The following is a 10,326-nucleotide window of genomic DNA, read 5'->3' as shown; positions in this document are numbered from 1 at the left end:
AGCATGCAGCGGAACGTACTTTCAACGGACAACCCTTTTCGTCCCGTAACCTGTGTATTTTCAGCGCGGAAGTCTTCCTCCAGCAATGGGAGTATCTCCGGGTGAGCGTCCAGCACCCGCGATAGATTACTAAGGAACAAGCCAAACTTGTGTGGTGCATACACATCAAATAAACTGTTCTGTGCCGTGCGGGATTCTCGCATGGTAAGGCCCTTTTCTTTGTGCTTTGCTTTTTTGTCGAAGACAATTCTACAAAGTATTAGGGCCTTTTTAACCCTCTGATCGAGATTTTTCTTTTATTTTCAGAAGCTTAGCCGTTTATGGACGGGCACTAGTTAGATACAACCTCGGGAGGGCATTGGCCTTCCCGAAACGCGAGTTATCTACCTATAAAAAGCGAGACCGACATGGAACCCTATATGACCGTGGCACAGTTACAGCCGGGGGATAACCTGGCTTTTTGGGCCCGTAAAACCGATGCCGCCGACGCTCCTTATCTTGTTGTTGAGTCGGTGCGCGGTGTCGAATATGAAGTGAAGGACCTGCCGGATTACTTCGAGTATTTTTCCTATACCAACCGAACCGGCCTAGTGGTTGAACTGCAGACCCGGCCGAGTGGATGGGAAGTCTCTTTCGCGTATCGCTGGCATCCTAATACCGTGAAAGTTGAGGGGATACGGTTGCTGGAAATAGTGACAAATGACGCTGTTCCCGAAGTAAGTGACATGAGCAACCTCCAGCGACCAACCTTGCATTTCACGCCACCCAGCCAATGGATGAACGACCCCAACGGCTTGTGTTTTATTGACGAGACCTATCACCTTTTTTACCAGTTTCACCCGAATAGCACCGACTGGGGGCCCATGCATTGGGGGCACGCCACCAGCCAGGATCTGTTTAATTGGGTGCATTACCCCATCTTCCTGCACCCGCAGCAAAACCTCTTGCCGCTGGGTGCCACCGGTGGTGCCTTTTCGGGAACCGCCTGTACCGATTCACCTGCTGGCCCGCTGTTTTTCTATACCGAGCGGTTACCGGCCTATGATCTGCACAAGGGCTATACCGAAATTCAAAAACGGGTTGTGCCCAATACTGATCTCACCGAGCCGGTCTCGGTGCGCACTGTACTTGCCGAAACACCGGACGGTGTCGACTGCGATTTCCGGGACCCGAAAGTCTGGTTTGACCGGGCCAGCAATCAATACCTGATGATACTGGGCGCAGCGATTCACGGAGACCCTGCGGTGTTGTTGTATCGCTCACAGGATACGTTGACATGGGCTTATCAAGGCCCTTTGTATGTGGCTCCTCCATTTTTCAAGGAACAGGGTGCGCGCTGCGTTGAATGTCCGGATTTTTTTGAGCTGGACGGCCAGTGGGTGCTTTACATGGGCTTTGTCGGTTTTCAGGATCCGGAGTCCCGTCGGCACAATTTGATGTATTACCTAACCGGTCAGTTCTCTTTTGACACCGGTTTTGTACCCAGCGGCGACTTACGGGAAGTGGACTTTGGCACCGACTTTTATGCGATGCAGAGCTTCGAAGCAAATGGCAGCAGGCTGGCCATGGCCTGGTTGTATAACTGGGAGTTCAGCAAGCCCAAAGGGTCGAACTACAGCGGCGAAATGTCGATCCCCCGCCAACTGAGCCTGAATGCTCAGGGCGAGCTGTGCATGCACCCGATCATCTCCGGGCTGAGAAGTGAAACCTTGCCTTATTCACCCTCTGTGCCGATGACCTGGTTCCCAGGCGAGCGTGCTTTCCAGATGCGCCTGGTGGCCAATGGCCGACCGCTGGAAGCCGTTACCATTATTGCCGTTGACAGCCAGGGTAACCAATTTTCGATAGCGTTCAAAGATCAGCAACTGACGCTGCTGATGCCTGAAGATACCGGAGAGATTCAGTACGTCAGCCCTCAGCTTGCGCTACACGACCTGACTGTTATTTACGATCAGGGCATCGTGGAAGTGTTTGCCAACGAGGGCGCTGTCTGCGGAACCCGGCGCACCTATTTCATGGCCGATGTCGCGCGGCTTGCAGTTGAACTGGAGCAGGACGCAAGACATCTTGAAATCACAGCCGAGACACTCATGCCCAGCGACTAGACTATCAGGCGCTTATCTGATTCAGTCAGACTGGTGTATTTTGTTCGTTTGTAGATGCGTAGCTTGGCAAACAGCGACGCAGAGCAATGGGCTGTATGTACGAAAATAGAATTATGTATACTGATTCTTTAAACAACGGATCGCGTATTAACTATGGCCAGTATTAAAGACGTTGCCAGACTCGCCGGAGTGTCCGACAAGACAGTGTCACGCGTCGTTAACCGTGAGCCTAATGTTCGGCCGGAAACCATAGAGCGTGTCGAAGTTGCTATTCAACAGCTCGGGTATGTGCCCAACCATGCTGCGCGACTGGTCCGGTCGCGACGGTCGCGCATTCTCGGCATTCTGACCGATCTGGTGTCAGTGACGCCGTACTCGAGTGACATCGTGCGCGGCGCTCAGGACTGGGCTCACCAGAACGGCTATACCGTCATCGTTATCAACACCAATGGTAACACCGCGAACGAGAAAGCAGCCTGGCGGACCTTTCAGGAACACAGCATTGAAGGGGTGTTGTACGTGACCATGTATCACCGCATTGTCGACCTGAAAGCGGCCGAGCTACCGCTGCCAACCATAATGGTCAACTGCAAAAGCAATGCCGACCCGGAACTGATGTCTATTACGCCGGATGACTGCAACGGCGCCCGCGAACTGACCGATTACGTGCTTGCCCGCGGCCATCGTCGGTTGGGTTATATCCGCCTGAATCCTGTCTTATTCGGTGCACAGGAGCGCTATCGGGCCTTTCAGGACGTCGTTGTTGAAGCGGGCATCGACCCGAAAGACCTGACTATAAAGATCGGTATGTCTGGAGCCGTGGGTCAGGAGGTGGACCATAGCTTCCAGGTTGCCCAAAAGATGTTGATCCAGGAAAACCCGCCCACTGCCATCATCTGCGGTAACGATGAAATAGCTCTGCAGGCCTATATGGCTGCGCTGACGCTGGGCCGGAAGATTCCGGACGATGTGTCGATTGTCGGCTATGACGACTTCAAAACCGTCTCCCGCGCCCTGAAACCTGCCCTGACCACCGCTGCTCTTCCTTACTATGATCTGGGGTATCAGGCATGTGTGAATCTGGTCAGTAAGATAGATGGTCAGCCGCCACCCTTGGCTCAGGTCAAGTTGCCGTGTCCGCTGGTTGTCCGGCAATCGGTTAGGGCGTTGGATGAGACGGTTCAACTCTGACTTAGGCGATTTAGCCGATTAGTCATTCAACCCATGTTTTTTCATCAGCTTGTGCACATCGGTCCGGTTGCGACCGGCCAGCGCGGCGGCCTGGGTAACGTTGCCGTCAGTCATGCTCAGGGCACGGATCAGATATTGGCGTTCAAAGGCGTCGCGGGCTTCACTCAGAGTTGGCCAGTGGGGTTGCTGGTCGGCCAGGGCCTGCCGTACCAGGGCTTCGTGGACCACAGTACTGGGGCAAAGTGCGACGCATTGTTCGATGACATTGACCAACTGGCGCACATTGCCTGGCCAGGGGGCGGTCATCAGTAAGTGCATGGCCTTGTCTTCAATACGGGTGACGCGGCTATTGTGTTGCTCAGCCGCCCGGCGCAGCAGGTGTCGAGCCAGCAGCGGTATGTCTTCAGCGCGCTCGCGCAAGCTGGGTAGTGTCAGGTTGACCACGTTTAGCCGGTAGTAGAGGTCTTCCCGGAACTCCCCCTGAGCCATGGCCCGGCTCAGGTCACGGTGGGTAGCCGAGACAATGCGCACGTCAATGGGCAGGGTTTCGCTGCTACCCACCGGTCGGACCTGTCGTTCCTGTAACACACGGAGCAGCTTCACCTGGAGAGATGTGGGCATGTCGCCGATTTCGTCCAGAAAGAGTGTGCCGCCCTCGGCGGCCCGGAACAGGCCAGCCTGTTCCCTGATGGCGCCGGTAAAAGCCCCTTTGGCGTGACCGAACAACTCCGATTCCAGCAGGTGTTCGGGCAATGCACCGCAATTGAGCGCTACGAACGGGCCCCTGGCGCGTGGGCTGGCGCGGTGAATGGCCTGGGCGAACAGTTCTTTACCGGTGCCGCTGGCCCCGCTGATCAGGACGCTGACGTCACTGCGTGCGACTTGTCTTGTTTGGTCGAGCAAGCGAGTCATGGCAGGACTGCGGGCGATGATGTCGCGGTCCCAGTCCTCTGCGCACTGTGGTCCGCCCCGGTCCAGTGCCTGGGTCATCAGATCGCGCAGTTTGTCGTGATCCAGGGGCTTGGTCAGAAAACCCAGCACACCGCGCTGGGTAGCTTGTACCGCCTCCGGGATTGAGCCGTGCGCGGTCATTAGAATAACCGCGAGATCCGGATACCGCTCAGTGATGCGTTCGAACAAATGCAGACCGTCCAGCCCTGGCATGCGCAGATCGCTGATCACCAGATTGACGGTATGGCGTTCCAGGTAGGCCAGAGCCGAGGCGCCATCGCCAACGGCCTCAACTTGCCAGCCATCACTGGCCAGGCGCAGGGATAGCAAGCGCAGCAGGCTGGCATCGTCATCGACAAGAAGCAATGCGGGTTTGGACGCGGATTGGGTCACGGTGTGTCCTCCTGTTCAGGACCGGTATCCCGGGTATTCAACTGGGATTCAATGGCTGTTAAGGCGTCTATTTGTGCCTGTTTCTGTGCCAACTCCTGCTGAAGTGTCTGGATTCGACCCTCCAGGTCGAGGCGTTGCCGGGCTTGGCGCTGGTGATCCAGCAACAGCACCCGTGAGGCGTTCAGGTGTAAATCAACCAATGGGTGCAGTGCATTCGGCAGGTCGGGTCTTAGCCTCTGCAGTTGCCCGTTGCCCAGTTGCAAGATCACCGGGCTTTGATCGGGTTGGCTGAAATACAGGGCCCAGGCAAGCGCCAGATCGGATTCGGTCGGGTGGGATGGAAGGGCGACCCAATCGAGCAGAGGGGTTGTCTGACTGAATGCCAGCCAGTGCCAGGTGCTCGTTTCGGCATCGAAGATGTCGGGCAGTTGGGGACGTTCACAATACCCCTGAAGCACGGCACTGGAGGGAACCGTTTGGAGGCGGGGTGTTAGCCCGGTGCAACCCGTTAGCAACAGGGTAACAAGCAGTAAGGTGAGCGGGAGCAGACGGCCAGAATACCCGTGATTCATAGGTGCGTCCCTCTTTCCGGTAACTGGATTCGCACACAAACGTCGTACCCGGTACGTTCAGACAGGCCAACGCGGCCATCCAGCAGCCGGGCGCAGTCGGTAACGATAGACAAGCCCAGTCCGGAGCTTTGCAGGCTGTCTTGTCGCGGCGTTTCGCCACGTTGAAAGGGTTCGAAAATGCTCTGGTGCAGGTGCTCGGGGATGGCCGGTCCCGTGTTAGCCACTTCCAGAATGACCCAGGGTGCCTGGTGCTCGAGTCGAACCTGAATCCGGCCTCCTTCGGCACCATAGGCCAGTGCGTTGTTGATCAGGTTGTCGAGCATGCGCTGGAACAGGGTTGGGTCGGTATGTAACCGGTCCAGAGTGCAGACGACACGGACTTGCAAGCGTCGTTGTTTCAAGGCGAGTTGATGTTGGCTCAGGGTGTCGTTGATCAGTGCTGAAGGGTCCAGAGTGTGTCGTTTCACCTCCGTTTGTTGCAGCCACTGATTGTAGTCGAGCAGTTGTTCAGTCAGTTGAGCCAGGCGGTCCGTACTGCCACTCAACAGCGACACCACCTCTCGCTGCGACTGTGAGAGCGGCCCGGTAATGCCTTGCTCCAGCAACGCACAACCTTCCTTGATACTGGCCAGTGGTGTTTTCAATTCGTGGGCGGCATGGCGCAGCAGGGCCAGACGCAGGGCTTCAAGTTGTTGCAGCCGCCCGGAGAGCCAGTTCAGCCGCTCCCCCAATTCATTGAGTTCACGCGGGCCCCGAATGCTGTTGAGGTCGGGCGTGGTGCCGGGCTGGCCCAGTGACCGGATCATCCGGTCCAGGCGCTGGATGGGTGCGGCAATTCGACGGCTCGACCCTACGACCATGAGCGCCGTCAGTAACACCAAACTGAACGTCTGCCAGTACAACGACTGTTGCTCGTTCTGAATCGCCTCGCCCTGAGCCAACAATCGACTGTTTAGCTGGTTCCAGATACGTTCGGTCAGTTCACTTTGCAGTTGCCTGAGTTGCGCCATATCAGCTGTGAGTGTGCTTTGATTAAGTGGTCCATTCGAGTTGCCAATGTTAGCCAGTTGAGCATCGATCAGTTCGATGTGGTTGGTGCAGTGGGTTGGCGTTGTACCGTCCATCGTCAAACATGCGCCCGTTATCGCCTGTCGGTACTGCTGCAGCGCTTGTCGCGATTGAGTTAGGGTATTCGTACTGGCGACCACGGCATGCTGGCGCAAAGCCCGTTCACTGTCGACAGCGAGTCGATCCAGGTTTTCCACCTGACGTGCTTCGCGCATAGCAACCTGGGCTTCTGTTTGTGCCATTACCGTAATGCGTTGGAAAACGGTATGGCCTTGCCATAACAGGACGGCTAGCGGAATAAGCGCAATGGCGAAGCTGACGATAAGGCGCTGTTGAAGTGATAAATGTTGTAACGATAAATGCTGAAGTGACGAGTGGTGTCGTGAAGCGGCAGGCAATGTCAAAGCAGGTGCAATTGATTTCATGGTTTTGGGTCCGCAGACAAAATAAAGCGGTGCGGCTGCGAACGATTGAGGGAAAAGAGGGCTAACTCCTTTAGCCCGAAAAAGCGTCAGTTATGTTTAAACACACTGTGGACGATGGCATTGCCATCGTCCATTTAGAGCTTAGCTTTCCTTTGAGGCTTCGGCGTCGAATGCCTGAAACTCTTCCATGCTCAGATCGCCGGAACCGTCGACATCCAGCATTTCAAAACGCTCGGCCAGCAACAGGTCGACATTGGCTTCGTCCTGAGTCAGCACCCCATCAGCGTTCATGTCGATTTGATTAAACGCTTCTTCGTAGCTCATTCCCTGGGTTTGATTCGCAGCAACACCCGTGGCGGCAGAGGCTAACACCAGGGCAGTTAGAGTCAGTGCAGTTTTCATATTCCTTACTCCTGTTTTTGATGGATCTAACATTTGTGTGAATAAAGCCGCCATGTTCAACACAGCGTCTTACAACAAGCGTCTGATCAGCGGACTGAATGACGCGTTCACAGGGGGTATAGCAGGGGCTGTGCCAGTAATTAAAAATCCATATAAAACAATAAGTTATAGGTATTTTAGGAGAGGGTAAGCCGGTAAATGCCGTCTGGGGTGTATCCAATGGCAGACAGGTATCTGAGGGAGTTTGAAAAAGTGATTTAAATCAATGAGTTACACTGTCTGCAATTGGCCACAGTCAAGCGCGGGCCAGGTGACTTGCCAGCCAACGTGTCAGGGCCGGCTCTACGGGTTGCAATGATTTGTAGTCGCGCTCATCTGCGGAGAGCGCTGTCAATGCCTGAAATAGATCCTTCAACCAGATCGGGTTGTCGAGAAAATGGGTAAAGGGAGTTATCTGCACCCGTATTGTGAACACCACCGCCCCGGTTTGCGGCAGTCGCTTTAACGTTTGTCTTTCGGTCCGTATAAAACACCGCTGAGGAATGTCTTCAGCCTGTGTTATTGGGGCTGACTCTTCCGTGCCCGGCTGGTATAACCGATCGCTGGTGACGACCGACCAGTTACCGCGCCAGACTGGTCGGTCGTCCTTGATGTGCTGGAAAAAACGGTTGATTTTGCTGCCAAGTTTCTCGGTGTAACCGGGGACCGGTGCATGGATCCGGTCAAGTGGCTGGCCTATTTTTTCCAGTAGCCGCCAATAGCTTGGTGCGCACAAACTGGCGGCAGTCAGGCGATAATGATCATCCTGTGGTTGCAACAGACACAGGTCTTCCTGCACACACCAGGAGGCATTAAGTAATGTAGTTTCTGGTGTGTCCCACCGGACGATCGTGTCATTGAACCGGCAAACCAGGCCGTTCGAATGGTGCGCATAAAGATCGGGGAACTGGATTGGCAGATAGCTGCCCAGAGTCTGGGCAACCTCGCGCTGGGCCGCATGGGACTCCGGCAGTTGGCTGTATACACGGTCGCCCAGATCCCGCCAGAGTGACTTCTTTAGGGAAGTCTGGGTGGCCAGTTTTGCATCCGGCAACAGCCATTGATCAGGATCCAAACGGTGCAGCCCCATAGCCAGCAAGTTTTTGTGTTCCTGAAAGGCATAATAATCAAGCGACATCGATTCTTCCCGGGCGAGTAGTACTTCGAGATTACTGAACCCGGATCAGAAAGGCCACACCAGCATGATCACCGGAATCGAGATCGCCATCACCAACAGTGACATCGGCAACCCCAGCCGCCAGTAGTCGCCAAACTTGTAGCCGCCCGGTGCCATCACCAGCATGTTTGACTGATGCCCGATTGGGGTTAGAAAAGCACAGGAGGCACCAATAGCAACAGCCATCAACATGGGGTCGGCCGACACATTCATGCCTTCGGCCAGTTTGATGGCCACGGGGGCTGCCAGAACGGCTGCGGCTGCATTGTTGACGATGTTCGACAACAACATTACGCAAGTCATCAATACCAGAATGGTGGCCGACGCCGGTATCGACTGGCCTATTGCCAGCAAGCCATCGGCGATCAGTTGTGAGCCGCCGGTTGTATCCAGCGCCTCCCCGATCGGGATCATGGCAGCCAGCAGAATGATAATGGGCAGGTCGATGCTGTCGTAAATTTCACCGGGCGGAACCAGTCGGGTCAGAATCATCGCGAGGGCTGCGGTAACCAGCGCCAGTGCAGCGGGCAATACCTCCAGCGCAATGAGCCCGAGTGCGATGGCAAAAATACCGCTTGCCATTAATACTTTGTCGGGCTTGTGCAATCGCAGGCCACGTGAAGCCAGGGGCAAACAGCCCAGAGCGTTCAGCGCCGACTGGATTCCATCTTCATGGGCTTGAACCAGTAGGATGTCACCGGGCGAAAAGCGGACTTCCCCCAGGCGCTGGTTCATGCGTTGCCCCTGGCGCGCTACCGCCAGGATATTCACGCTGTAGCGCTCTCTCAACCCGAGCGCAGAAGCCGACTGGTTAACCAGCGGAGAGCCCTGGGTAACGATGGCTTCGGTTAGCGTCAGTTCGCTTTTTTTGGTGGTTGTTTTAGCGTCAGTTGCATCGTTGTCTTCAGTCGCAGTGTCAGATTCGTCAGTGTGTTCTGATGGATCTTTTTCATCGTGTTCACTTTCTTCAATAACTTCCTGAACCAGGCTCAATCCGGTTGTGGTGATCAGGGTTTTCAGGCTGTCGGAGTCGGCCTCGACCACGAGAATGTCATCGGCCCGCAAGACTTTATAAATGGAAGGCATTTCGGTGTGTTGTTCGTTGCGCACCAGACCGACGATGGACACATCGGCTTCGTTGCGCACTGAATCGACGAGGTCATGCAGGGAGCGGCCGACAAAATCGTTGTCTTCCTTCAGCGTCAGCTCGGTCAGGTAGGAACTGACTTCAAACAACTCATCCGTCGACGACTCTTCTCGCTTGGGCGTTAGACGCCAGCCAATCAAGGCTATAAAGAGAACGCCAATAACGGTAATGGCGAGCCCCACCGGCAGGAAGTCAAACATGCCGAAGGCGTTGCCATCGATCTCGCGCCTGTAGGTGGCGATGATGATATTCGGCGGGGTACCAATCATCGTCAGGGTGCCACCGAGCAACGAGCCAAAGGCGAGCGGCATCAACAGATAAGACGGCGACCGACCGCTTTGTCGCGCCATCCAAATCGCCACCGGCATAAACAGCGCCAGCGCGCCGACGTTATTCATAAAGCCGGAGCAGACGGCGACAATACCCGTCAGTGTTGCGACCTGAATCCAGGGTTTGTCGCCCACTTTGGTCAACTGTCTGGCTATGGCATCCACCACCCCTGCATTAAGCAGAGCCCGGCTGATCACCAACACTGCCGCCACGGTAACCACCGCCGGGTGACCCAGACCGGAAAAAGCAGTTTCTGCGGGAATCAATCCGGTAATCGTCACTGTCAGCAGAGCCGCCAGGGCTACTATGTCGTAGCGCCAGCGATTCCAGATAAACAGCCCCAGGGTGGCGAGCAGAACGGCGAATACGATGCCCTGATCAAACGACATTGTGACTCCTTATTGCGAAAGACATCCAGTCAGCTCTGGCGGCGATAGAGAACCATAGTCACCTTCCCCGCCAGACGACAAAGACACCATCATACACCCGCTGTATTGCAGGGACAGCAGTCCACGAATATAGTCGA

Annotated in this window: 8 protein-coding genes and 1 pseudogene; 2 read left to right on the top strand and 7 right to left on the bottom strand. The window is 55.4% G+C overall.

The window, feature by feature from the left end:
• Nucleotides 1-203 (bottom strand): annotated as a pseudogene (locus G565_RS27270) (ISNCY-like element ISMaq5 family transposase); the annotation flags it as partial.
• A 216-nt stretch (nucleotides 204-419) separates the two neighbouring features.
• On the opposite strand from G565_RS27270, the gene G565_RS24645 reads away from it, so the two are divergent.
• Both G565_RS24645 and G565_RS0116970 read left to right on the top strand, forming a co-directional pair.
• Complete coding sequence (locus G565_RS24645) at nucleotides 420-2,105, top strand: GH32 C-terminal domain-containing protein (protein ID WP_051208158.1); 1,686 nt, start codon at nucleotides 420-422, stop codon at nucleotides 2,103-2,105.
• Nucleotides 2,106-2,258: 153 nt separating this feature from the next.
• Nucleotides 2,259-3,296 (top strand): LacI family DNA-binding transcriptional regulator, encoded by a 1,038-nt coding sequence (locus G565_RS0116970; RefSeq protein ID WP_028671951.1) that lies wholly within the window; start codon nucleotides 2,259-2,261, stop codon nucleotides 3,294-3,296.
• A gap of 18 nt (nucleotides 3,297-3,314) precedes the next feature.
• Here the strand turns inward: G565_RS0116970 and G565_RS0116965 are convergent, their stop codons facing one another.
• The 6 genes from G565_RS0116965 to G565_RS0116940 form a co-directional block, all read right to left on the bottom strand.
• Nucleotides 3,315-4,640: a sigma 54-interacting transcriptional regulator gene (locus G565_RS0116965; protein ID WP_028671950.1), complete on the bottom strand. Its 1,326-nt coding sequence runs from the start codon at nucleotides 4,638-4,640 to the stop codon at nucleotides 3,315-3,317.
• Nucleotides 4,637-5,212, bottom strand: coding sequence for a hypothetical protein (locus G565_RS0116960; RefSeq protein ID WP_028671949.1), 576 nt, complete (start codon nucleotides 5,210-5,212; stop codon nucleotides 4,637-4,639). The genes G565_RS0116965 and G565_RS0116960 overlap by 4 nt, the downstream gene beginning before the upstream one ends.
• Nucleotides 5,209-6,705: a sensor histidine kinase gene (locus G565_RS24640; protein ID WP_084649437.1), complete on the bottom strand. Its 1,497-nt coding sequence runs from the start codon at nucleotides 6,703-6,705 to the stop codon at nucleotides 5,209-5,211. Before G565_RS24640 ends, G565_RS0116960 begins: the two co-directional genes overlap by 4 nt.
• 141 nt (nucleotides 6,706-6,846) lie before the next feature.
• Nucleotides 6,847-7,107 carry an EF-hand domain-containing protein gene (locus G565_RS24635; protein WP_051208155.1) on the bottom strand — a complete coding sequence of 87 codons (261 nt, stop codon included), beginning with the start codon at nucleotides 7,105-7,107 and terminating at the stop codon, nucleotides 6,847-6,849.
• 295 nt (nucleotides 7,108-7,402) lie between these two features.
• Complete coding sequence (locus tag G565_RS24630) at nucleotides 7,403-8,284, bottom strand: heme-dependent oxidative N-demethylase family protein (RefSeq protein WP_051208153.1); 882 nt, start codon at nucleotides 8,282-8,284, stop codon at nucleotides 7,403-7,405.
• Between the two features lie 45 nt (nucleotides 8,285-8,329).
• The gene (locus G565_RS0116940; RefSeq protein ID WP_028671948.1) at nucleotides 8,330-10,189 is read right to left on the bottom strand and encodes an SLC13 family permease; all 1,860 of its coding nucleotides are present in this window, start codon (nucleotides 10,187-10,189) and stop codon (nucleotides 8,330-8,332) included.
• Nucleotides 10,190-10,326 lie beyond the last annotated feature (137 nt).

This window comes from Saccharospirillum impatiens DSM 12546, from assembly GCF_000423605.1.
In the GTDB taxonomy this organism is placed as follows: Bacteria; Pseudomonadota; Gammaproteobacteria; order Pseudomonadales; family Natronospirillaceae; genus Saccharospirillum; species Saccharospirillum impatiens.
Note: the sequence above shows the minus strand (reverse complement) of the source record. Positions and strands in the feature narration are given on the sequence as shown.